At 54.2% G+C, this 24928-nt stretch carries 21 protein-coding genes; 8 read left to right on the top strand and 13 right to left on the bottom strand.

The genetic code is table 11. From position 1 onward, the window contains the following. Window positions 1-258 precede the first annotated feature (258 nt). The gene (locus NHH03_RS26775; protein WP_253161427.1) at window positions 259-2058 is read left to right on the top strand and encodes a polymorphic toxin-type HINT domain-containing protein; all 1800 of its coding nucleotides are present in this window, start codon (window positions 259-261) and stop codon (window positions 2056-2058) included. A gap of 149 nt (window positions 2059-2207) precedes the next feature. On the opposite strand, the gene NHH03_RS26780 is transcribed toward NHH03_RS26775, so the two are convergent. The 10 genes from NHH03_RS26780 to NHH03_RS26825 form a co-directional block, all read right to left on the bottom strand. Beyond that, entirely contained in the window at window positions 2208-2723 is a 516-nt protein-coding gene (locus tag NHH03_RS26780; protein ID WP_253161428.1) for a CAP domain-containing protein, read from the bottom strand. A 435-nt stretch (window positions 2724-3158) separates the two neighbouring features. After that, entirely contained in the window at window positions 3159-3959 is an 801-nt protein-coding gene (locus NHH03_RS26785; protein ID WP_253161429.1) for a hypothetical protein, read from the bottom strand. After that, complete coding sequence (locus NHH03_RS26790) at window positions 3956-4822, bottom strand: DUF1559 family PulG-like putative transporter (protein WP_253161430.1); 867 nt, start codon at window positions 4820-4822, stop codon at window positions 3956-3958. The genes NHH03_RS26785 and NHH03_RS26790 overlap by 4 nt, the downstream gene beginning before the upstream one ends. Window positions 4823-4882: 60 nt before the next feature. Beyond that, window positions 4883-5257: a hypothetical protein gene (locus NHH03_RS26795; RefSeq protein WP_253161431.1), complete on the bottom strand. Its 375-nt coding sequence runs from the start codon at window positions 5255-5257 to the stop codon at window positions 4883-4885. After that, the gene (locus NHH03_RS26800; protein ID WP_253161432.1) at window positions 5254-5745 is read right to left on the bottom strand and encodes a PulJ/GspJ family protein; all 492 of its coding nucleotides are present in this window, start codon (window positions 5743-5745) and stop codon (window positions 5254-5256) included. The genes NHH03_RS26795 and NHH03_RS26800 overlap by 4 nt, the downstream gene beginning before the upstream one ends. Then, window positions 5742-6137, bottom strand: coding sequence for a prepilin-type N-terminal cleavage/methylation domain-containing protein (locus NHH03_RS26805; protein WP_253161433.1), 396 nt, complete (start codon window positions 6135-6137; stop codon window positions 5742-5744). Before NHH03_RS26805 ends, NHH03_RS26800 begins: the two co-directional genes overlap by 4 nt. Window positions 6138-6143: 6 nt before the next feature. Beyond that, complete coding sequence (locus NHH03_RS26810; protein WP_253161434.1) at window positions 6144-7421, bottom strand: type II secretion system F family protein; 1278 nt, start codon at window positions 7419-7421, stop codon at window positions 6144-6146. Beyond that, complete coding sequence (locus NHH03_RS26815; protein ID WP_253161435.1) at window positions 7421-8233, bottom strand: hypothetical protein; 813 nt, start codon at window positions 8231-8233, stop codon at window positions 7421-7423. Before NHH03_RS26815 ends, NHH03_RS26810 begins: the two co-directional genes overlap by 1 nt. Continuing rightward, entirely contained in the window at window positions 8230-9282 is a 1053-nt protein-coding gene (locus tag NHH03_RS26820; protein WP_253161436.1) for a type II secretion system F family protein, read from the bottom strand. Before NHH03_RS26820 ends, NHH03_RS26815 begins: the two co-directional genes overlap by 4 nt. Continuing rightward, complete coding sequence (locus tag NHH03_RS26825; RefSeq protein WP_253161437.1) at window positions 9279-10439, bottom strand: GspE/PulE family protein; 1161 nt, start codon at window positions 10437-10439, stop codon at window positions 9279-9281. The genes NHH03_RS26820 and NHH03_RS26825 overlap by 4 nt, the downstream gene beginning before the upstream one ends. A gap of 282 nt (window positions 10440-10721) precedes the next feature. Here NHH03_RS26825 and NHH03_RS26830 point away from each other — a divergent pair, with 282 nt between their 5' ends. Next, on the top strand, window positions 10722-11954 hold the full coding sequence (locus tag NHH03_RS26830) for a DUF1559 domain-containing protein (RefSeq protein ID WP_253161438.1): 1233 nt from the start codon (window positions 10722-10724) through the stop codon (window positions 11952-11954). A gap of 69 nt (window positions 11955-12023) precedes the next feature. On the opposite strand, the gene NHH03_RS26835 is transcribed toward NHH03_RS26830, so the two are convergent. Genes NHH03_RS26835 through NHH03_RS26845 form a run of 3 tightly spaced genes read right to left on the bottom strand, consistent with a single transcriptional unit; the run spans window position 12024 to window position 17286 of the window. After that, window positions 12024-15125 (bottom strand): efflux RND transporter permease subunit, encoded by a 3102-nt coding sequence (locus tag NHH03_RS26835; RefSeq protein WP_253161439.1) that lies wholly within the window; start codon window positions 15123-15125, stop codon window positions 12024-12026. Beyond that, the gene (locus tag NHH03_RS26840) at window positions 15125-16630 is read right to left on the bottom strand and encodes an efflux RND transporter periplasmic adaptor subunit (protein ID WP_253161440.1); all 1506 of its coding nucleotides are present in this window, start codon (window positions 16628-16630) and stop codon (window positions 15125-15127) included. Before NHH03_RS26840 ends, NHH03_RS26835 begins: the two co-directional genes overlap by 1 nt. Then, window positions 16627-17286: a TetR/AcrR family transcriptional regulator gene (locus NHH03_RS26845; RefSeq protein ID WP_253161441.1), complete on the bottom strand. Its 660-nt coding sequence runs from the start codon at window positions 17284-17286 to the stop codon at window positions 16627-16629. The genes NHH03_RS26840 and NHH03_RS26845 overlap by 4 nt, the downstream gene beginning before the upstream one ends. A gap of 303 nt (window positions 17287-17589) precedes the next feature. Here NHH03_RS26845 and NHH03_RS26850 point away from each other — a divergent pair, with 303 nt between their 5' ends. The 6 genes from NHH03_RS26850 to NHH03_RS26875 all read left to right on the top strand — a co-directional run bounded on the left by NHH03_RS26850 (window position 17590) and on the right by NHH03_RS26875 (window position 24867). Next, a complete protein-coding gene (locus NHH03_RS26850; RefSeq protein ID WP_253161442.1) occupies window positions 17590-18720 on the top strand; it encodes a GNAT family N-acetyltransferase in 1131 nt (376 codons plus the stop codon). 142 nt (window positions 18721-18862) lie between these two features. Further along, on the top strand, window positions 18863-20938 hold the full coding sequence (locus NHH03_RS26855; protein WP_253161443.1) for a thermonuclease family protein: 2076 nt from the start codon (window positions 18863-18865) through the stop codon (window positions 20936-20938). A 529-nt stretch (window positions 20939-21467) separates the two neighbouring features. After that, entirely contained in the window at window positions 21468-22115 is a 648-nt protein-coding gene (locus NHH03_RS26860) for a hypothetical protein (RefSeq protein ID WP_253161444.1), read from the top strand. 53 nt (window positions 22116-22168) lie between these two features. Then, window positions 22169-23362, top strand: coding sequence for a TadG family pilus assembly protein (locus NHH03_RS26865; protein ID WP_253161445.1), 1194 nt, complete (start codon window positions 22169-22171; stop codon window positions 23360-23362). A 30-nt stretch (window positions 23363-23392) separates the two neighbouring features. Beyond that, on the top strand, window positions 23393-23821 hold the full coding sequence (locus NHH03_RS26870; RefSeq protein WP_253161446.1) for a TadE family protein: 429 nt from the start codon (window positions 23393-23395) through the stop codon (window positions 23819-23821). A gap of 218 nt (window positions 23822-24039) precedes the next feature. Continuing rightward, window positions 24040-24867, top strand: a complete 828-nt coding sequence (locus NHH03_RS26875; protein ID WP_253161447.1) for a hypothetical protein — start codon at window positions 24040-24042, stop codon at window positions 24865-24867. Window positions 24868-24928: the final 61 nt, after the last annotated feature.

A 24928-nucleotide genomic window follows, 5' to 3' on the forward strand; every position in this document is an offset into this window, starting at 1 on the left:
CGCGTCAGCGAGGGATTTAGTGTGTTAACGGGATCCCTCGCTCACGCGTCGGGTTACCAAAAACCAATGCCTCACGCGAAAGCGCTGGCTTCTAAACTGACGCGTCGGGCTACCAAGAACCAATGCTTGGCGCAAGAACGCATTATTAAAAAAGGTTTGCTGACCCACCAAATTTGCGTGGTCGGGGCTGCGAGGGGTATAACAAACGGGTTAGCTGGACCGATCGAACCTCTTGTCTCTACTCATTTGGGCAATCAGATGGACGATTCACACCGCGATCCCGTCTTACATCACGTCCGTGCCTCTGTAGGCGTCATGTCGCTGGCGGTCGCCTTGATAAGTCACTCGTGGAGCACCGCCGAGGATACCCATCGGGACTCCGAGACACTGGTGCAGAAAGCGTTGCAGGCGGAACTGGACGGCAATCTTCAACAGCGACAGGTCTATTTGGCCAGCGCGATCCAGCAAGACCCAAATGATTCCGCGGCGCGTTGGCATGCCGGGTTTGTCCAACAGGGCAAACAGTGGATGACTCCCGCCGAATCCGCCGCGTTGAATTCCCAGAGTGAATTGATTTCACAGTACCAGGTTCTACGCGATCAGCATCTGGGTAGCCTGGCCGGCGAAATCGCCTTGGCACGTTGGTGCCGAATCAACGGTCTGGAAGATCGGGAACAAATGCACTGGCGCAATGTCATCCGTGTGGACAGTTCAAATGACGAAGCGCGAGGGCGACTGAGGCTGAAGAACTTTCGCGGCCAACCGATGACCCAAGACGAAATCGAAGCATTCAAGCGTGCCTCCGGCGAACGCAAACGTGCACTGCGAACCTGGGGTTCAAAGCTGGTTCAACTACGACGTGAGATTGAAGCGACGCATCCGGTTCAATTCAGCAGTGCTTGGAGAAAGCTCGCCGAAATCAGCGATCCTGATGCGGTGCCCTCGCTCGAAAAAATGGTCGCGACCGCTGGTCCAGATCTCCAACAGCATTTGATCAACACGCTCGGCAACATCAAACATCAATCGTCAGCCGAAGCGCTCGTTCGACTTTCGCTCGACTCAAAAGACTCACCCGTCAGACAGGCTGCTGCCGAAACGTTAGCAGGGCACTCGCTGCACGCGTTTACACCCAACTATCTTGGTCGACTGCAGTCGCCGGTTGAATATGAATCGTCACTCAATTCGATCGGCGATTCGGTCTTCAGTCACACATTGTTGCGACAGGAACGACCGGACAACGTTGTCAATGTCGTGCAATCCACCAACGCCGGTTTAACCATCGAATCCCCTGTGCTGCGATTCACACCAGCCTACCGACAGATTGTGACAAGCGAGGTGTATCTGCAACGCATGAAGATCGCCAGAACGGAGCAAGCGGTGGAGCAAAACAATGCTCGCGTCCGACGCGCCAACGAGCCAATTTTCACAGCCCTACGAACTTCTACGGGGCAAGAAATGACTGATGATCCGCAACTCTGGTGGGATTGGTGGAAGAAGTACAACGAGTACGCTGTTGCAACGCGGAAACCCGAATACTACTTCACCAACACGGAAGTTCGTGAGGGCACCATGCGGTTGCCGCGTCCCCGAAGCTGCGAGTGTTTTCCTGCCGGCACATTGGTCCACACGGAAACGGGGAAACGGGCGATCGAAATGATTCGCAGTGGGGACAAAGTTTTGTCGCAGAATCCAGACACCGGCGAAGTGTCCTATCAACTGGTAACCCAAACCACAGTTCGCCCACCCTCGGACACCATGCAAATCACCCTCGCCAATGAACAAATCACGGCAACCTTAGGGCATCCGTTCTGGGTGGTCGGCAAAGGCTGGACCATGGCCAAAGGTTTGAATCCAGGTGATCGCTTACACGGGATCGGTGGGGCTTCGACGATCGATGTGGTTGAAGGAGGCATCAAAAGCGAAGCCTACAACCTGGTGGTGGATCAAACCAATTCTTACTTCGTCGGAAACACCGGCTATCTGGTCCACGATAGTAAACTTCGCTCAGCAACTCAGGTTCCACTTCCCGGATGGGACACGCACTTGTCAGCTGACTGAGCGGTGGGAACTGGTTTCGAAATCACGTGTTGTAGCCGGGTTCTGTGAGCCCGGATGGATGGATCACACACCGACCGGCCTCATAGAGAGACCAGCCACAGCGTTTCTCGCAACGCAGCTGCTTTCCCGCAACGTCCTGGGTCGGACACTCAGTGCACCCGTCCGCATTTGGCACAGCGTGTCTGGGTTGGCTGCGCCGTCGCCGCGGCGACCACTGGCGCTGCGTTGGCACGCGTCAGGCTGGGCGTCAAATGAGACGTATTGATGATCGGATAGTGATTGGGATTGATCAACGCTCGACCGCTGCCACCGCGTCCCACAAACACCATGTATCGCTCGCCATCGGCACCGAGGGCGACACCGGCACCCCCGTACTGAAAATCACATTCGGTGGCACAGGTCAGCCAACCCCAACGCGACGTGGCTTCTCCACATCCCTCCGTCCATCCACCCGGGACCGAAGGCCCTTGGTGACCGTTCTTCAATCCCTTTGCGGCGCGGTACTGGGCTTTGCGCTCGGCAAACTCAGTCATTGCCGGATCTTCGATCAACTGTGGCAAACCGGCGGCTCGCCGCCAAGCGTTGACTTCGTCAAAGGCACCGCCCTGGGCAAAGGCTGTGCAGGACAGAGTGAAAACAAGCAGCAATATGAAACGTGAATTCATCTGAGCAATCCCTTTCAATCGTGTGTATTGAACAAGCATCCGTGAAACGACGTGCCGCAAACTATTTCGCCACGTCCAAGCCGAGAGATGACATTCGGCTTGATGAGCAAGCTAGCGGCAGCGCCCCCAAATCCACAACCCAACCACTGGGCCGGACTGCCATAGCAGTCTGAGTGGTTGACAGAGCAACCAGACAGGCATTGTTTTTGGTAACCCGAAGCGTGAGCGAGGGATCCCGTTAACACGCTAAATCCCTCGCTGACGCGTCGGGTTACCGTAAAAGCGCTGGCGTCAAAACTCACCTGTCGCGGGTTGCTACAGAGCGCCACCGGCTGACAAAGCAGGAGCAATCAACTGGTGGGAACAGCCAGCACGCTGAAGCGTGAACTCCGACGGTGACCGCTCGGGACGGTTGCTGAAATGGGAAACGGATCTTTAACGCGACGTCACTCGGTCGGCAACCTCCCAGCGGTGGCCGCCGCTCCGCATCAAGGCCAGCAGTAGGACCGAGACGAAGTAGAAACCGAACACCGAACCGCCATGTCGCATGATCTGCGCTTCGGCAAGACGCACGTCTCCATCGATCAAAACGGCAATCAGTCCGTATTGAAAAGCGACAATAGGTAGCGTCAAGACCGCCACCCACCACCATGTTCCCAGCAAGATCCCCTGCAACAGCAACCACAATCCTGCACAGCTGACGACCAGGGCGATCACGGAATTGGATAGTCCGAATCGATTGTCCGTCAACTTTCCGGCCGCGATCAGCAGTGCGGTCGTCGTTGTCATCCATAGCAATTGGCGGATGCAAAGTTTGCTGCTGACCGGTTTTTCTCCGCGGTGAATTTGGCGCTGCGTCCATTGCAGCAAGATGACTGCTCCGGTGACAGCGGTTGCCACTGTCAACAAGACCTGCACCAGCACTTCCATCTCGCTGCAAACCAAAACGCCCCAAAGTGCTTGATTGACGAGCACAAACGCTGCCAGAGCGAGCCGGGGCCCCATGCGTTTTTCAGGCAAGTGAACCAAAATGATCCAAGCCCCGATCAACGTCCACACCGCTGACAGCCCCCCTAGCGAAGCCCCGAACAGGAACTGAACGTCGTTGTTAAGTCCACCGTTTTGCAAAATTCTCAGCAACACCAGTGAAACGACTGAAAGCGCGACGGACCATAACACCGTCCACCCTAGCAACACTTCGTCGACTGGATCGCGTCCCAGGCCCTGCGAATTCATTGGATGCTTCGCTGCCGTTGTTCTTCAATGGACTGAAACGACAACGGCAATTGTCCGTCGCGACGATCAACCATTTGCTCCAGGACACGTTGATCGGTATGCGTGGTCTGGAACCGAATCATTCCTGAACCAAACAGGATATTTGCACCGGCTGGGTGACGACTGCCGATCGAACCGACGGCTAACGGCGACGGTGGATTGGGCGTCGCATCCAACCTTGATTGGATGCCATCTCCAACGTTTCTAAGTGTCGCACGCGTCCCGCTTAACCACCCCAGATCATCCGGCGGGGTCAATTTCTCCGAAACAAACGCCGTGTTTGATAAACCATCGCTGATGTCGTCGGAAGTAATAACGGTGTTCAACACAAATACACCTTGATCAGACGTGTCAATCGGCTTCTCCGTCGGGTTGTGAAATCCGATGTAACTGCTGGCGTTGTGTGGATAGGTCGATGTCGAAGGACATTTGACACCCGGATAGTTCAACCGCAGCACCGGTGCGTTGACAGCGTCATAGATGCTTTTTGATCGATCGATTTGAGAAGCAATCACAGGCTGGTCCAGCAAATCCAGCAATCGTCCCAGCCAATTCTGATGATTGCCAACCGGCGTGCTTTGGATCGGGCCGACTTGCGCCCCCTCGGTCGCCTCGAGTACCGTTCCCACTGGAAATTGCAGCCATCGATCGTGGTAGCTTTGCAGCGCCATTCCGATCGCGGTCAGCCGAGACTGACATTCCGTCCTACGTGACGATTCCCGCAGGGATTGAATCGCCGGGGCCAGAAGCCCGACCAGAATACCAATGATCGCGATCACGACCAGCAGTTCGACCAGGGTGAACGCTCTGCGAAAAAAAGACATGTTTCTATATTGTTTGGGTGTAAGGATTGAAGCTACCGAGCCAGCCACCGCGGTCAATTTTCAGGGGGAACCAGAGACAGCTCTTTGAATCGACAATCCCGAATTCTCGTTGTGATACAGCGTGGCTTCTAATACTCGTCCGGTATCGGTTCCCGAGACAGTTTCAACGATCACCCAGCGGTCCGATGCCTTGTCGATTGGAAGGCGGACACGTGTCTCGCCATCGACATCAGACTCCGCAACAGATTTGATCGCGGATTCCAGCAGGGAAACCTTCAGTTGGTGCGACACATTGCGTCGTTCGTTTGCTGCGATTCGTCCCACCGATGCTGCGTACGTGCCCACCAGCAATGCCAAAACCAGCACCAACATGGCAGCAGCGGAACCGTTGCTGGCGCGATGTTGTCGATCGAGTTCGGTACGTGGATCGGTCATTTCTCCGACCTCATTGCCGCGATGATCTGAATGGGATCTTCCAACCGTGCCGCATCGGTAAACGTCCACTGGATTGCATTGAAAGCTTCCTGACGAACGACTTCAATTCGAATGGGATCGCCAAATCGGTACTGGTCTTCAATTCGCTGGGGATCATCGTCATTTTCCACGCGGCGCCGAATCGACGATTCCGATTCCACTTCATACACAATTCTTGAATCACTCGAATCGCTCGTCAGTACCAATTGGCCGTCAGATAAACTGCTGCTTTTCGCCGTCCAAACGTCACGACGTACGTCGTCGGCAAAACGACGCAGTTCTTGGCGTTGCAAGAGATTCTGTTGCGCCAATTGATTGCTGTCGCGGGCGAGAGACAGCAGGCCAACCGTTGCACCTAAAAAGGAACTCATCAGTGCCAGCACCAGCACGATTTCGACCAGGGTGTAACCGCTGCGCCGGCCACGCAGCATTGCATTAGATTGACTCATTGCCGTGACTCCAAACGCCACAGATGGTGATTCAACGGACCACCGGCCGTGTCAACGCGAACGACCAAATGCAGCCCCCGCGTGGCCCCCGACTCGAACGGGTCAATTTCAATTTCAACCTCAGTGTTGTCGGTCAGTTCGACAGCGGTCGACTCCATGTCCGAAAACGCAACGGAAGAAAGTTGTTGCGCCAGATTCTCCAAAACCAATTGTTGACGCAAACGTTCTGTCGCGCTGCGGTCGTATTCATTGATTGCTCGATGTGTCCTTAACGCGACACCGGTTGCGACGGCCAAGAATGCCATGGCGACCAGCATCTCGACCAACAAAAACCCCTGTCGGCGTCGATGGTCGATTCGAATCAGACGTGTCTTAACCAAATTTTCGTTCACCTACGTTCAAACTCCGCCCATCGATGCCACCAAGAAGTGGAACAGATAAATCGCATGTGCCAAGACGTAGCCACCGACCAAGACGGTTGCCAATGGAACCAGCCACGTCATTCGAATTCTCCATCGGTGCAGCTGACGCCGCCGGATAGTCTCTACCAGCGCCTGGATTGCTCCGACCAGGTTGCCGTTCTTCTGAGCACTACTCAACCAAGTCCGCTCCCGCGAGCTGACCAGGTTTCCCTGCTTCAATGCCTGGGGCAGTGGCACTCCGCTTTCGACCAATTGGAAGGTCTCATGGCACCGCGCTCGAATCCAGCGAATTCTCGTGCCACGCGCCGCGGATTGTAAAATCTGACTCTCGGAACGTCCCGCTTGCATGCCTCGTCCAAGCGCACTCAAAACCTCGCCGCGCCATTGATCGATTGCTCGATTGCCAAACCATGGAACCCATCGTACAAACCACAGCGGCAACCACCGCAACACAAACGCAAAGAACAACCACACGGCGACCAATCCGGTCAGTAGGTGGCCCATCAGAACCACTACCGGCAATCCAGTATACGGCAACTGATCCCTCGAGGTGAACTCGCTAAAAACATACTCGAAGGTCGGGACGATGATGGATCGGACCAGCAACCCGATCAGCCACGCCAATAAGATCGTGACCACGATGTAGCTGAACTGCTGAAAAACCATCGCCTGCGGTCGCGCGGAAAGAGCCGACCGTTGAAAGTCCGGTTCCGGATCGATCCGCTGTAACAGACTGCGTGAATTGTCATGCCCCGCGATCGACGGCAGGGGGAACACGATCGCGGCAAGTGTCTCGGCATCCACCGGAAGTTTGGCCCGGTGGATCGCGTCTACAATTGTTTCACCACGGTCTAACCGGACCGCGCAGGCTTTGGCCTGGCGGGCAAGACGACTTCGGCAACCAGCGGCCAAATCGTCCAGTACAAGCGGCAGCGAAGCTTCGGATTCACTAGCGATTCGCAGCCAGCGGTTGAGCGACTGTTTCTCTTCTTGATAACGCAGCCGATGTGCCGTCAGGACAGACACCAGAAAGAGCATGGCGATCAAAATCATGATCGGGTGTGGCGCGGCGGCAATCAATGTTAGCAAACTCGCCGTCCATAATAGTCCCTCCACCACACCAAACACTCTGGCACTGGTCAACCGTGCCTGGGCCGCAGGACGAAAGATCAAGTTCTGTTTGATCGAATGCAGCGTCCCGGCCAATAGTGCCAGCCCAGCGGTGCATGCCAGTAATAGCAGCGGCGAGTCCATCAGCTGGTCAGTCCTCCCAATACGAATCGCGTGAAGAGCGCCGTCAGAAACATTGCGAAGGACGCGAGGAACACCGAGACCAATAGGCAGGTGACAGAAAGCGCCGTCGTGGCTCGATCCAACCTCGATTGGGCTAACCGATGGCACTCCGTTGTCGCCTGATACCAAATCCGCAACGATTCCTGTTGGGACTGGCTGTAGGTCGTCAACGCCGCGATCGCGGACAACGGTGGATCTTGAAATGGCGAGACCCGCATCACATTCGCCAGCGAATGGCCGGCATCAATTCGCGCGGCGGAAAGCGCCGACCAATCGCGCAGACAACGGTTGTGAACCTCATGTGATGCCTGCTGCAGCGCATCCGAATAGGACTTGCTGTCGAGAATGGAGCGGAAGACCGATTGGCACAATTCACCCGTTGCGACAATTCGAATCGTCGATCCAATCCAAGGTGTAGCGGCAACCACACGGCACAGCGTTGATGGCAGCCTGTCAAAGATGAACAGCATGACAAGGATGTACGCAAACGTGGCGACTATTGCAATGACGCCGTAGGCCCAGGCGATTTGCGTCAACCAATCAAATTGGATGGGCTTTGGATACCAGCCGTCAAAATAGATCGCGTCTGTGCCATATTCCCTCACAGCCAAAATCAAATAGGCACCGACGGCCAAAGCCGCCAGCAAATACAAGAATCCGATTGACGTCGCCCGAGCCAGACGACGACGTGTGTCATCACGGATGGATTGCCAAAGCTCGTGTTCGGATTCAAAGGCGATGCGATTTTCGACAGCGCATTGTACCTGACTCATGCCGACACCCTCCCGACGACTTCCAACAGGGGTGTCAAAATGGCTCGCAGCAACAACACGATGATTGCGATCATGATCAACCACGAAACCCAGCGGGGAAACTGATTGAACCACCAATTCCGATGCTGACTGGATTTCTGGGTGTACAAGTCGGCTAGCCGTCGTAAATCCAGCGCAATCGACTGGTTCGTTCGTTTTCCCGCCAGCAAATCAATGATGCAATCCTGCACAGGTTGCGGAGTCGACGTCGGCATTTCCAACGCAGTCGCCGTTATCGTTCCGCCTTGAATCCGTTCAATCACGCCGCGCCATTGGTCGGCAAACGACGCCCCGACGACTCGCGCCGCAGCATCAATGACTTGGTCGCTTGGTCGATCGGCAATGGTGTGTACGGCGGATTGGTCGGTTGGTGCAATTTGGATTGCCAGCCAGCGACAGAACGTCGCCTGGTCCCCGTAACCGCCCCAATGTCGATGGGACCGCGTCATGCCCCAATACAATACGACTGAAAAGAGTCCGACGACCACCACAGTGGCGACCGCGGCGAGGGAGAAATTCACAGCGAACGATTGACAGATTTCAATGGTCGTGGGTGAGAGCGAGGTTTTGATTAACTCCGCCTCTGAAAGCGACACCAGGATCCAAGGCATTACGAAAAACAGAATCAGGCTTCCGACCACGACGTTTAGGATCGGGTTGATCACCGCAAAACGGATCTGACGACGATCCTGATTTGCCTGCCGAATCAATCGCACGACTTCGTGCACTGGTTGGGTGGATCCCGTCGCAGCCATGGTTTCCATCGCCACGCGAATCGGCGTTTGATACTGGCTGGACAAATCGGCCATGGAATCCGCCGCCGACCTTCCTTGGGCAATCCCAGATCGGACAGATGCTGCCGCTCGACCGACCCGTCCCATGGCGACATCGTCCAGTTCAGCCAATCCCGACAACAACGGACGTTCCGCAGCAGCCATCGCAACGACCTCGTCCAGCAACATCGCCAACGATTCGTCGTCCAGTTGAACGTCAGACGTGGTGGTCGTCATTCAGTTCGCCCCAGAACGCGAAACACTTCCGCTGAATCGGTTTTCCCTTGCTCGACCAAACGCGCCGCTTGATCATGAAGCGAATCGATCCCGGCTTGAAACGTGATTTGATCGATTTCCTTCGTCGATCGGCCGCTCTCCAACGCATCAAAGACCGATTGACCGATGGACGATCCCGCCAGATCCAGCATCTGGGCAATCGGGATTCGTCCGCGATAACCGGTGCCGTGACACAGACCACACTCGGGTGCCGATTCAGCCCGCGGTCGACCGGCGCACTGCGAACAGATCTGTCGCAGCAATCGCTGACAAAGGATCCCCCGCAATCCGCTTTGAATGGCAAACGTCGGCAATTTCATTTGCGCCAGCCGGCGGAGTGTCGCCCCGATCGAACCGGCGTGGATGGAAGAAAAACACAGGTGCCCGGTCATCGAAGCCGCCAAGACTGCTTCGGCGGTGTCGACATCCCGAATCTCACTGACCAACAAAACTTCCGCGTCCTGGCGCACCGCGGCTCGCATCGCCGACGCCAACGTCATCCCGCTGGTCGGCTGCAATTGACTTTGGCTGATCGAATCGATCACCGACTCTATCGGATCCTCGATCGCCAACACGCTGCGAGAGAAATCTCCCGCAGCAATGTAGGTCAAACATGCATAGAGCGTGGTGGTTTTACCGCTTCCTGCTGGGCCGGCCACCAGCAACCAGCCGTCGCGGGAATCACACAACGACCGCAATTGCTGCTGTGTCGATTCATCAAATCCCAACTGGTCTAACCGTCGGATCGTGTCTCGGTCGTCCATGATTCGAATCGCCGCGCGATTGCCGTGGACGGTCGGAAAAATACCGAGCCGCATTTCACGTTCGATGCCGCCGTTGGCCTGCCACCGCAATGGCCCCTCCTGTGGAACGCCCCCACGATAGGATGGCAGTCCGGCCAACGCCATTAAACGTGACACGGGATCGCTTTGGTCGCTACGATCAAATGAATCCACCAGCTGTAAAACACCATCAATTCGGAAAGACACCTCCCAGCGTTTCAAACGTGGCTGAAAATGCACATCGCTGGCGCCACAATTCAGCGCGTCTGTCAAACATTGCTTGACGACTTCGATCGCAAAGTTTGGATCGTCAGACGATCGTTGTGTGGAAGTCAAGGAAACCTGCATGACTACGTCAAAATGTGCGTCAGGTGGACTCGCGCCGTGTCAAAGATCGTTAAGCTGGGGTGCAGGCCCACTACCGCCGCCTGGCGAGACAAGGCAGCAAAAGACACCCGACGCGCGTGTTTTGAAGTTGCGCTTTTATGGTAACCCGATGCGTGAGCGAGGGATTTAGCCAGTTAACGGGATCCCTCGCTGACGCGTCGGGTTACCAAAAACCAATGCCCTACGCAAAAGCGCAACTTCAATACGCGCGTGCAACCCAGCAAAAAAATCATGAATCGACGCCGATATCATAACGGATTCACACTGCTCGAGTTGCTGGTCGTCGTGGGCGTGATCGGAACACTAGTGGGACTGTTGTTACCAGCCGTTCAAGCAGCGCGCGAAGCGGCGCGGCGAATGAGTTGTAGCAACAATTTGAAACAGATTGCGTTGGGTGTTGCCCAGTACCATGCCGCATTCGAAATCTTGCCGCCACAAGGCACGGGAACATTCAACCACGCCAACGACCCAAACACCACCAACCAATTCCGTCTCAGCTATCTATTCTCGATCACACCTTTTATCGGTCAGTCGCCGATGTGGGAACGCGTCAGCGGTGAATGGGTCGGACCGAAGCCCAGTGGAGATTCCATCACAGAAGAAAATTTCGGAGCCATGCAGTTCGGCGTCGTAGACCCCGCAAACCATCGCTATCCGAGCATGGGGCCTGTCCCGTCACTGGCGTCCTATTCACCGTGGTCGTCCGAAATCCCCACCTATCGTTGTCCGTCCGATCCGGGATACGGATCACCCGGGCTGGGGCGAACGAATTATGCGGCTTGTTTGGGCGACGCGATCGAAGGGCTCGATCAAGGGATGTGGCGCTACGAATCGTCAAAGTGGTCACCCGGCGGCGCAGATCTGATGCAGATCACTGGCCGCGGCATGTTTGTTCCCCGCATGATCACCTCGCTCGATGATGTGACCGACGGTTTGTCCAACACAATCATGCTGGGAGAAATCGCAACGGACCTGGGTGACAGAGACACGCGAACGACCCCTTCGATGCACAACGGGTGGCAGGGCGGTGTGCTAGACAATCTTCAAGTTTGCAATGTTCACATCGACCCGGATCGTCCTCGGTTTTGGGATTTCCGTTCGTCGGTCAAACTGCCTGTGGTGGGCGGTCAAGGACGTGGTTTTCGCTGGGCCGATTCGATGCCGCTGATGACCGGATTCAACACCACGCGACCTCCCAATAGCGAACTTTGTTTCGGCGGCGATTCAACCACCATCGGAACCCTGTCGACAAGCAGCCGGCATCAAGGCGGCACCCATGTTGCCATGGCAGATGGTGCCATCGTTTTTCTCACCGATTCGATCGAAGCAGGCGCCCAGCAAGGATCGGTCACGTCCTATGGAAAGCAAGACTTAGCGCCGGGCAGCCAAAGCCCGTTCGGCCTGTGGGGAGCTCTCGGGACCCGCAGTTCCAATGAGTTCATTGAAGAACAATTGAACCAGTAGTCGACTGATCTGTCACGCCGAGTTCCCTGCGCCGATTGGACCGACAGCCCGCCTGTGGCAGAGTGAAGCTCACGGTTCAGCGTTCCCGGCGTGAGATGTCAGACCAAAGTCAGACAGAATCACATACAGTGCTGGCAGTACCAACAGCACAAGCAGTGTCGATGCCAACAGTCCGAAACAGATGCTGATCGCGATCGGGATCAGCACTTGTGCCTGAAGACTTCTCTCTAACAGTAAAGGCATCAGACCCGCGATGGTGGTCAAAGAAGTAATCATCACTGCACGAAATCGAATTCGGCTTGCCGCCCCGGCAGCGGCAATCACATCCACTCCGGCTTCGCGTTGTGACTTGAGAAACAAAACCAAAAGAATCGAATCGTTCACCACGATGCCAGCCAGTGAAGCGTATCCCATCACGCTGGGCAAACTGATGCTGTGCCCCAACAGAAAGTGCCCCCAGATGACTCCGACAAACGCGAACGGAATGGCCACCATCACGACCAAAGGTTCGATGTAGCTGCGAAACTGGAATGACAAGATCACAAAGACTCCCAGACAGCCGATCAATGCGGCACGGCCAAGTGACCCGCCCGTTTCGGCACCGTTTTCTGCTTCGCCCTTGTACGTTGCCTGCAGTCCAGGGTGCTTGTCCTCAAGTTCAGGCAGTTTTGTCTGGCGTAAATTTGCCAGCACTGCCATCGCATTAGACCGTCGTGAATCCACGTTCCCCAACACGTTGACAACCTGGTGGCCGCCTACGCGACCGATTCGAGACCAGCCACGATCCCATCGCAACGAGGCAACGTCACCTAGCAAGATGGCTTTCCCACCAGGCAACATCACACGAAATTCTTCTAGATCAGAAAGACTCGACCGGTCTTGTTCTGAAAATTTAATCTGAACGTCATAGCCTTCACCATTGATTTGTATTTCATCACTCAATAATCCTTGAAAGGATCCGCGAAGTTGCCGTCCCAGATCACTTGCGGTCACCCCCAGTCCAATTGCCCCCGGTCTGAGCGTGACTAAAATTTCGCGTTCCCCTTTGCGAGTGTCATCGGCCAGATTGAACACCCCGTCGAATGTCCGTAGATAGTCCTGGATCTCCGCAGAAACTCGGTCAAGTTCATCGAGAGGCAGCCCCGAAAGTTCAATTTCAATCGCACGTCCGGCCGGACCAATGGACGGTTCATCAAACGTCAGGCTTTGGGCATCTGGGATAATGCCCACCTCTTGCTTCCAAGCTTCGATCAGGTCGTCGATCCGCGTTGTCCGTATTTCATTGCTCAACAGGTCCGCCGAGAATGTTGCCACGTGCGGTCCGGTTTCCATCGCATCGATGTTTTGGTTGAAACGGGTGTATGTCGTCTCGACTAACATTTTCGACTGCGGTTGCGGAAAACGGGTCTCGGTCGTCGCCAATGCTGCTTCGATTCGCTGCATCACTTCCTGTGTCCGCTTCAATGGCGTTCCCGCCCGCATCAATAAACGAGCTTCTACCACGTCGCCTTCCAAATCCGGGAACACCTGCCCTCGAACCAATCCACCGACCATCAATCCGATCGACAACAAGAACACCATCACTGTCAAACCCGCAGTGGCGTAGCGCCATCGAATCGTCCAGTCGACCATCACACCCAATCGTTCCCTGACAAAGTCGATCGCGGAATCGACACGGGAACGAATGCGGCCGCGACGCTGGCTGTTGACATGTGCCAACGAATGGCCCAGGTGAGCCGGCAAAATCAGATAGGCTTCCACCAGACTGGTCGCCAACACCAACAACAGCATCATCGGCAGAACTTTCAGAATGCGACCGATATCTCCGCTCAGAAAAATCAACGGTCCCAGCACGCTACAAGTTGTCAGAAAAGACGAAAACACACCTCCCGAGACCTCCTGTACTCCTTTGACAGCTGCCTCCATCGCCGCCTCTCCCTGCTGACGACGACGAGCGATGTTTTCGGCAATCACGATGCCGTCATCCATCAACAATCCGATCGCCATCAACAGTCCGACCATCGTCAGCATGTTGATGGTCAATCCCAGCCACGGAACCAATGAAAACGCGGCCAGAAACGAAATGGGCAGGCTGGCCACGACCCAAAATGAAAGGCGGGCGTTGAAGAACAGCCACATCACGGCAAAAACCAAAATGCATCCCTGCCAGCCGTTCTTCAGTAGCAATCCGATCCGCTCTTGGACCAACGTTGACAGATCATTCATCACGGTCAGTCGGATCTGAGAATTGCGTTCCATTTCCTCTGCGATCAACTGCTTGACGTCGCTTGCAACCGCCAGCGTGTCTTCACTTTTCGATTTGCGGATCCGCAGCATGGCCGCTCGGGTGCCAGCGGACGATACCAGATCTTCGTCGAACTCGAATCCGTCAATGACCCGGCCTAGATCACTGATGCGGATCTCCGCCTTCCCCGCAACACCGGTGACGACCAAATCCTCTAGTTCACGAACTCCGGTCCGCTCTTCCTGAACACGAATCAACGTGTTTTCCTCTGCTTCGATTTTCCCAACAGGCAAATCGACGCTTTGTTCGGCAATCGCACTGGCAACACTCAACGGGCTCAGTCCGTGCCGCAATAATGCCCCCGGTTCAACTTCCACACGCAGAACACGATCGGAAAACCCAGATACCTCCACCTCTGAAACACCGGCCTGGGCCATCAGACGATCTTTCAATCGTTCGCAATACCGTTTCAACTGATGAGCCGTTAGCGGCGTGGCAGCGGAACTCTCGACCAAGATATCCAGCACCGGATCGCGGGTGTTCAAACGCGTGATCACCGGCGGTTCGGACAGCTCCGGAAAGTCGTTGATCGATGCGACGGAATTGTCGATCTCACTTCGAAACGTCACATAGTTGCCGCCTTCCGCCATCTCCAGCGTAGTGGTGCCAACGTTGCTTAGCGAAACGCTACGAATCTCCTTCAGGTACTGAATACTATCGAGCTCTTCTTCCAACCGCTGAATGATCGATTCATCAACCTCCTCGGGTGTCGCGCCGGGAAACAGCACCGAGACTTCCACCTCCACCGGCGCTGCATCCGGAAAGGTCTCGCGGCGAAGGCCTCCGACCGACAGCAATCCAACGGCCAGCATCGAGATCATCAATAAATTAGCAGCCGTGGGGTGCCTGGCAAAAAATTCGATCATCACCGTTTCTCCGACCGCCGTGTTTCCGCCGGTTGGGGCGCCACGCGGGACCCGGTGGGCGAGATGTTTTCGATTAGCGGGTCCACCAGGTCGCCCTCAAACATCACCGCCGGAGGAGTCACCACGACTAAATCTCCGTCTTGCAATCCATCGACGACCAGCACCTGGTCCACGCGAGCAAATCCGATCTCGACCGGCCGACGTCGAATCCGATTCTCTGCATCCAAGACTGCAACGGTTTGGCCCTCGACACTGGTCCGCGGGATCAAAAAACCACTGGTCGCGTGATCGGCAACCAGCAACACCTCGCAATATGCTCCCGGACGCAACGGTTGCCCGCTGCGCGCAAAGCCGCGTTCATCACCGCCGTCGATACCGCGTCCCTTGGCGGGAAGATTGTCCACACGTACGACGATTCCCAACGTCCGGGTTTGTTCATCTAGCGAGGGGACGAAACGAATCGGCGTGCCGTCGAAATTGCGTGTGAGATCACCGCTGCGCGCCGTCACCGTCGCGGTCAACCCAAGATCCATCGGGGTGAACCCTTCGCTGCGATTCGATCGGAACTCGTCCGCCATCGAATAACTTGATTTGGAAATTGAATCGGCATTCGGAACCAAATCGGCTACACCGCTCGATAGATCTTCCGACTTGGAAGGGGGCCCAGATTCGCCCAGCAAGTCCGACAACTGAGCCACTGAAAACTGAGCCTCGATTTCGACCGAGTTGGTATCCAGCACACTCAACAGGGTTTGACCCGAGGCAACGTATTGGCCAACCTCCAACCCGACGTCGGCAAGCAACCCGTCAAATGGAGCAACGATTCGAGTCCGTTCAAGGTTGCGATGTGCTTCCTCTAATTTCGCTTTTGCAGTGTCGACCGAGGCCTTTGCTGCTTCGATCTTTGCCGGATAAGTGCTCAGTGAATTGACCAGCGTCTGTACAGTTTGAGACTGCTGCAGCTGCGACGCTCTGGCGCTGTCATATTCACTTTGTGATGCGGCAACCCGCCCCTTTAACGTTTCAAATCGTTTGACGTCTGCCCGACGGACTTGTAGCAGATCGTTTTGAATCGAAAGCGATTTTTCATCCGCAATTTGATTCAGTTTCAACTCCTGAAGTTGCGATTCCGCTTGTGACAATTCTGCCTGTCGTTGACGAACCTGTAGTTCATAGTCGATCGGGTCGATAACCAGCAACGTCTCGCCTTGCTGAACACTAATGCCCGGCCGAAGCTGTGGATGAATCTCAACGATCCGCCCGCTCAGCTCCGCAATCGCTGACCAGATTCGTCTTGGACTGGCCGTGCCATGTCCGCTTGCCACAGCTGGAATTGCTTGGCGCGCCACTCGACGAACAACCAACGGGACTGCCGACTCGGCCGGTTCAATTCGGTTCAGCGGCTTCTTTGAACTGCCCAAATAGGCGACGACTGCGACCCCGATCAGGATCGGTGGCAAGATCAACCATCGGCGCGAAGGAAGGTAGTTTTGAATGCGGTTCATGTTTGCTCCGTCGCAAATGCGGCCAGAAACGTCTTCACCGCCTCGGCGCAGTTTCGCCGCAATGTTGCCTTGGTCGGCGACCGCTGGCCGGTCAACACGCGAATCGGGTTCACTCCTGACAACAAGCCAATGAACTGTTCGGCCGCGACCTGGGCATTTGCACATTGCAAACGCCCTGCCTGGGTTTCTGCAGCGATGAACTCCGTTACTGCCGCGATCACGCGTGCCGGCCCCGAAGCATAAACTGCATGCCCGACTTCGGGATGATTGCGAGATTCGGCGATCGACAAACGGTGCCAGGAAACTGCGTTTTCGCCGAGTACCGTTTCCAAAAACAGTTGTCCAAAATTCAACAGATCTGCTTTGGTATCACCCGTCGGCTCCAGCGATGTCATGATGCGGTCTGCATTGGATTTCGCTTGCGCCGCAGAGACCGCAGACAATAGTCCTTCCTTCGACTTAAAATGCGAGTAAACGGTCGGTTTGGTCACGCCGGCCATCTCAGCGACCTGCTCCAGGTTGGTGCTGCTGTATCCATCTCGCAAAAACAATTCGGTGGCCGCGGAAATGATCCGATCAGCCGTCTTGGGGCGCCGACCGACTGCGGCGTCGGCGTTTTTCCCCGCGTGACTCTTTCTCGTTGACTTAACTGGCATTGCGATTCCTCAATCATCGACCTCACAGCATCTCCCTCCAATTTTACTTTACGGGCAAGTAAAATCCAGGTGCCTCTCGGACCTCTTTTCGGATTCAATGAGCAACGCCAGGTTTTCATAGGACGCAAGACTCGTTGAAGCAGGGCGAACACTTGGGCGCCGTCCAGCTAAACTCTCACTGACAACGCCCACCCCCTGTTCGATTTCACTTTTCGTTCTCCTGAATTTTGTATGTCGCCCAGCCACTCTCCCCCGCCGCTCACGCGCCGCCCTTCGGAATTCCAGTTTGCGATTGCCAATAGAATGCAGTGCCTGGTCGCCTCCGATTGGGATTCGGTGACCGCCGGCTCATCCATTTTTCTCAGTCGCCGCTATCTTCAGACGGCTCAAAACGAGTTTGCCAACCAAATCGTTCGCGATTTCGGACTGATCTATCGAGACGGGGTTCCCGTCGCTGCGGTCGCAACACAATCGTTCGACGTCGTCGGTAACCAACTGATCGGTGACCAACTCGACCAGAAGATCAAACTGCCATCGGACTGGAAACGAAAATCATTGTCGTTGCTAAAGCGACGGATCATGATTTGCGGCAATGTACATACCTGGGGACTCGATGGCGTGGCTTTTGCCGACGGCCAAGACCCAGCGAAGCTATGGCAGGGCGTTGCCGATTGCCTGTATCGCATCCGCCGCGCCAATCGTTTGCACGGCCAGACGGACTATGTAATCGTCAAGGATCTTGCCGCAAGCGATCGCCCGGCCGCAAGCACTCTGGGGTCGTATCGTTACCAGGCGTTTGAAACCGAACCGAACATGGTGCTGACCATTCCGCAAGCCTGGCACTCGTTTGATGACTACTTGGCCAGCCTGACCAAACGCTACCGAGGAGCAGCAAGAAAAGTCTTGAAACCGTTCGTCGACGGAACGCTGACGATTTCAAACATCGAGAATCCGGCGGAACAGGCCGACCAAATTTACGCGTTGTACAAGGCAGTGGCAGCCCGGGCGGATGTTTGCCTGTTTTCGCTGCAGCCGACAACTCTTCCCCGAATGGCAGAGTCACTCGGCGACGATTTTGTCACGATCGGGATCCGACAAGACGAGACGCTCGTGGGTTTTGTCACTGTGGTGCGCGATGCAGAAACCGCGGTGGGTTTCTATTTGGGTTTGAACTACCAGGTCAATTCAAACCTGCCGATCTATCACCGCTTATTGCTGGCAGTGATCGAGCAAGCGATCCAGTGGCAATGCCGGCACATCTCGTTCGGCCGTACTGCGTTGGAGGCAAAGTCACGACTGGGCTGCCAACCGGAAGCAACCCATGTCTGGGTCAGACACCGTGTTCCGATCGTCAATTTTGTCGTTCAACAGCTACTCAAGAATGTCACCCACGCCGAGCCACCCGACCGCAATCCATTCAAAGACGTTCAGTAATCCGCCCAAATCTGGATTTGCTGTAGAAACTGGATTTGCTGACGTTGAGCGGTTAAGTTGATGAAAGTCACTGTCCCTGATTGCTGCGTTTCGACGTACCAAATCCGCCTTTCACAGGTTTGAGATGGAGACCTCGTTCCCAATGGATCAAATTCGCGACAGTTATCGAACCACAGCGAGGTTCTTTCGGTCAGTCAGAGGGTTGGTCCTGTGCGCCGCAGTGATCTTATCGCCGCGCACCCTCGCGGCCGAAACGTTTCGTGTCGTCCGCATTCTGAGTGGTGATTCGTTTGTCGCTCGGACATCCGGTTTGACACGTGGCTTCGTTTTGTTTGCAGTCGATGCCCCTGAGCTAAAATTTGACCAACCCGGTGCGGTCCAGTCCAAGCAGCGACTTGAGAAATTGATTCTCGACAAAGATGTCGCGATTAAGACCATCTCAGTGGGCAGTGAAGAATTTGCAATCGTTCAGCTGCAAGGCGTCAACGTCGGTCTGCAAATGGTTTCCGACGGCTGGGCATGGCACCAACCCGATCATCATGACTCTCCCTCTCTGGCGCAAGCACAAACCGATGCGCAAACGGCCGGTCGCGGCGTCTGGGCCCAGCCAGGCACGATCGAACCGTGGAAGTTTCAGGAGCACTGGGAAAAGTTCGGTGAACGTGATGCCGCACGAGATCGCGCGAACTTTGCCTACCCCTGGAGTATCGCGCCGCCGAACACGACCGCAATTGTCATGGTTTCAAACATGCAGAAATTCAGTGACAAGATTGATGAACTCGCCAGTTCGGTCTCTTTGGAGAAACCAAGTGTTTTGAACTACGCCATGAAAATTTCGGGTTTCAATGCGGGGCTGCGGAAGGATGGAAACCTGATGTGGTGGTTCGGGCCGAAGCGTGAAGTTGTCTACGTCATCCCGTGTCATTTGGGGCACCCCCTCATTCGAGGACTCGGAAAACAATACGTCCCAGAAATGCTACTCGAAGTCGACCGAGTCTCCTATCGTGTCATCGATAGAAATGGTTATGCAATGTTCGCGGAGCCCTCGCAAAAATCTTGGCTACAAACCTGTGGCAATTTGCCAGGCGGCTTGGACAAACAAATGGTTCCATTAAACGACTTTGTAAAACAACAGGACATCGCTGTGGCGACAATCTCGGCTGCCGGCATCGATGCCATCGGCGACAAGCTGCCCTTCACAAAAGGAAACTCTGCCTTACCCATTTCGCATTTAAACCTTTCGTCTAGCGGTTTGATTCCGCAGCTCAATAGATTCGTCGGCTCGTCGACGATTGCTGCCGGGATTCGTTTACACCCGGATCCCGCAGCCGAAGTTTCACTTGCCGCCGTAGTCGAGCCTGGCAGCCAGATCTCGCAGTGGCGGAAAAGCATGCGGATCGGCTGGCAAGAACTCTTTGCAAATGTTCCCGATTTGCCGATCTCAGTCGCCATTGGAATCAGTTCATGCGACGAGTGGAACACGCTACTCGAAGTCTACTTAAACAGTTTGCCACCCCTAGCCGAACGAGATCACAAAGAAATCCTCGATTCATTTCGTGGGATCACCTTGTTTGTTCGATCAGCTGTTACCCGGAACTGGTTTGACAACGTGTATGTGCAACTCCATTTTGACGACGCTTTTAAGACGCAAGCGTTGATCAAACAGGTTTTAGTGGATCGCGCAGCAGCTAATCCCGCAGCCCCAGAAAAATTTGTTGAAAAAGCGATCATGGGCCGCCCGGCACTGGTCATTGACACGGGCGCCGATCCAAATCTGGTTTCGCTTCTACCCTTGAATCGCTCGACACTGTTGCTCCACTACGGACCGCTTGATGATGTGGAATTTGTTGCCGAATCGATCGCAAAGCCCGCACGATATGTTGAAAAGAAGGACATCAAGAATTTGACCCATCGATTTTCGGATAACTCCCGCGTCGTCGTGATCGGTGACCCGAAAGGTCTTTTGAGGATGTTTACGGCGGGAAGCCAAGGGTTCATTTCACCCAAACTCGCTTCAAACATTGCGATGGGGATTCAAGTCGCTCCCATTCGCACGCTTACCTTGGATGCCAAATTCGATGCGCAAACCGCGTCGATTTCATCGTACGTTGTGATCGAAAAAAGGCCGCTCACTCTGGGGATACCGGCGACATTTGAACTGATCCCCGACGGACTAAAAAAGACTCTGCTCTTTTGGACTACGTGGAAATGGTTTTGATGCCGCCCCGCAGACAGTCAGCGGAACGACTGCGTGATGCCATATGAAGACTGAATTCTTGATAAAACCCCTTTCCGCTTTTGTTGATCTGTTGGCTTCAACGACGTAAGAGGCTGATTCTTCAGCCGTGGTACCAGCCCGAACGAAGCGAAATACCGCTTCGACGTTGGATCAAAAAGGACCGACTGGCGGAAAATCGAACCCCTTCAATCATCGACGTTTTTATCTTCAGAATCAGCGAATCAAAAAAACTGTTTTTGCGCGACACCACCCGCAAAACCGGCTTTTTCGCTACAAATCCTGCAGTCGTCTTGTGGTAGCTCGGCACACCTCCAGAGATGGGCTTTTCTCGCCTTTCAAGTGAGAAATCTAAGATAGGTTTGGATGGACTAACTCACCTATTGCATCTTACCTCTACGAACAGAACTAGAGCACGACGCAAAGTGTTTAAGTTGCCCACAATCGGACGGGGGAATCTACATGACAGCAATGTCAAACCAATTTCAAAAAAAATTAAAAATAATACAACATGTCAAACCCATTTCAGTCAGTGGACGCCGTCCGCGTCCCACTAATAGCCGTGGCACTTTTTTTCGCGTCTTCCATCCATTCGCTTTCTCACGCGACAGAGCCAGTTCTCTTCAAGGTTGAAGAAGATTGGGAAATGGTCATCAATCAAGCCGATGTGCGAATGAACTCACCCCAAATTGCATTCTTTATCTACCCCGATGCTGAGCATGCAGATTGCTATTTTCAGCTCCAAATGAACTATGCCGCAGAAGATAAATACTCCAGCGGAGGTTTTCGGGTGGGCGCATTCTGCAACGAAGTTGCCATTGATGAAGAACGTAGTCGAATTACGGAAAATCTGGCATGGAGCTACGATCGAATTCGCTGGACTAGCGCGATGGCAATTTTCGATGGAAAATTAATGTTCGCGCTTAAAGATGGACTTGGTTACCAATGGGGACCGTTCGGAGGCCCGGAATATTTGGTGGAAATGGACGACCAGGAGATGCATGCGTTGGATCATTACACTCCGCAGGCCAGTTTGAAAGCGGTGGATATTGGATTCGGTTCAAATCGAGTCGCGTCGATCAAGCTACGGCGAGTTCGCCTTACTTATACCGATGGTTCCATCAGATCCATTGAGATCAACCAATTCGTTGAAAAGTAAAACTGAACGGCGTTTCGGTTAAAACAGAACTCATTCATTAACCAATATCCATCATGAAATATTCACAAAACCCTATTATTCGCGCCCGACGTCGTGCGACGTCCAATCTGCTGTACGCAGTAGGAAATAGAAACAAACCACGCAGAAAAGGATCGGCACTCGTTTTCAGTGTGTTTTTAGTTTCCTGCCTATTGATTGTTTCAGCGATTGCAATCGATTTTGGACATATCTCTACTTCTCGTTCTGAACTAAAACGAACGGCGGACGCAGCAGCGATGTCAGCGTGCTGGGAGCTTTTTGACGGAGTTTCGCGAGGTCAAAACCAAGCGGCAACGCAAGGGTTGATTGCACAAGCAGCATCGACAATTGCGGCACAGAACACTGTCAGTTCACGGCCCCCCACAGTAAACGAACAGACAGATGTTCAGATCGGATACTACGATCTTGCGAATCCAGGAGCTTTGGACACTTCGTCTCCCGATAAATTCAATGCGGTACGCGTTTCGGTACGCCAAACCGAGGCTTCCGGGACAGCAATACCACTCTTTTTTGGTGGGATCACAGGACGATCCGAACAATCAATCGAGACATTCTCCACTGCTGCGTTGACCAAGAAAATCTCAGGATTCTACGTACCTTCCGAAGCCGGAGAAACAATCGACATCCTTCCAATCGCATTGGATCTCGAAACATGGGAACAGGTTCTTGCAAAACAAACTGAGGACGTGATTTCCTACTCCAATGGAACGGTGGAGTCTGGCAGCGACGGCTTATTTGAATGTTCGCTGTACCCGACCGGAACTGGTTCACCAGGCAACCGGGGCACTGTGGATATCGGAAGTTCAAATAACAGTACCGCCGACTTACGTCGACAAATTTTGAGTGGTATTTCAGCCCAAGATATGGCGGAGTTAGGTAAGCCACTCGAGTTTGATCTCAACGGCGAATTAGAACTCAATGGAGACACCGGAATCAGTGCAGGAATTAAAACTCAGCTTGAATCGATTATCGGCGAGCCTCGAATCATTCCCATCTTCACTAAGGTTGAAGGCAATGGAAATAATGCAACCTACACCATTGTGCGTTTCGAGGGGATTCGTGTTCTAGCGGTCAAACTTACAGGACCAATGAAGAAGAAGCATTTAACCATTCAGCCCTGTCCCATGGTCGCCAGATACTCCGTTTATCACAAAGAAGAATTCGAAGAAAGTGAGTTTCTGTTCACGCCTGTGATGCTGGTTGAGTAAATCAAAATTGTCTTAAAACAATATAGAATCATGAAACAAATACGAAAATATAACCGCGCCCGTTCGGGGCAGAGATGCGGAGCAGCAGTGGTCGAGTTTGCGCTGGTCGTGCCGATCATGTTGACGTTTACATTCGGGTTGATCGAGACAAGTCGCATCAGCATGGTAAAAGAAGCGATTATCCAGGCATCGCGAGAGGGCGCTCGCGTTGGAGTCCGTCCGACGGCTGACGCGGCCGACGTACAAACGCGTGTCACCGAGGAACTTTCCCTTTTAGACCTAAACAGTGCAACCGTGGAGGTCACTCCAACGGTTTTAGAACAGGCCAAACCCGGCGATGAAGTCCGAGTACGGATCACAATCCCGATGGGCGATATTAGCTGGGTTTCTGGCTTCTTTGATTACGTTTCGTCGGGCATTGTCGCAGAAACTGTGATGCGCCGCGAAAGCACCGGTTGAGCGGCCGGCGCAACTGTTGTTTTCAAGCTTAGGTTGATGGCACATCCGGACATCCCAGGTACCGGATGTGCCTGGACGAAGGCACCCGAGAATTCGCAGCATTCTTTCACGGTTCGAGCGGTAGAATCGCCATTTGGGATCCTCGTGGCGGTAGATTGAATTGAATTGCGTTTGCGATTTCCGGCTGTCCCCTCCCTATTCGCTCGAGAACTCCAGAGATGAAGATCGCCACCCTTGTCTTGTCAATTCTTATTCCAACCGCTGCTATCACTGATTCGTCCGCACAGGAGGCGACCAACGACAGCGCGGGGCGACCCTCGTTCCGTGAGCCCCGCCCCAACCCAACGCACACCTGGGTCATCATTGAGAAAAAGAACTACTGGCCACTTTGCTACGAAGCATTGGAACGATTAGAAAGCTTGCACGCTGAAGACACCCTGAGTGACAAAAATCTATTGACCGAGAGACTCGACAAATGCACCGCCTGGTTGGGCCTTGCCGCTTCCGCATCGATGCTGAACCCAGAAGCCAATATCTATGACGTGATTGACCATCTCGACGCGATGTCGTTAGATCTGGAAGAAAACGGGAAGCTTCCTAGCAAGGAAAATTTGAATACCGTGGCAACAATGGGCGAGCTTTCAATGGCCAAGTCCCACGTGGTTCGCGCCGAACGTGATTACAGCGAACCCGCCACAGAACCCAAAAAGCCAAAAACAAAATCGACCCAAGCGACTGTTGGTGAAGCCGAAAAAGAGATTCGGCAAGACCGTATCGCACGAAATCTGGAGCAGTACCGCTACGACACATCGCAGTCCATCCGACACTTAGCCGTCGCAAAGGTCTATCTGGAAACCGCGGCCAAGCATGGTGGTTTTGAATCTGAAGTTTCAAGTCTGCCAGAAACAAAGAAACTGCGGGGCGACGAAACGATCTCGGAACTCGCCAATGCGCCCTTTGAATTAAGCAGGGTTGCCAAAGAAATGTCCGCCATCATCTCCAAGCACCAAGCGGACCTTGAAAAAACACTTCCGGATCTCAACTGACATTTGGCGGCAACCGATTCTCAACAGTGACCCCGGGCTGAGCTATTGAACGCCGTTGGCG

Origin of the sequence: Stieleria tagensis (genome assembly GCF_024129865.1) — a bacterium.
Taxonomy (GTDB): domain Bacteria; phylum Planctomycetota; class Planctomycetia; order Pirellulales; family Pirellulaceae; genus Stieleria; species Stieleria tagensis.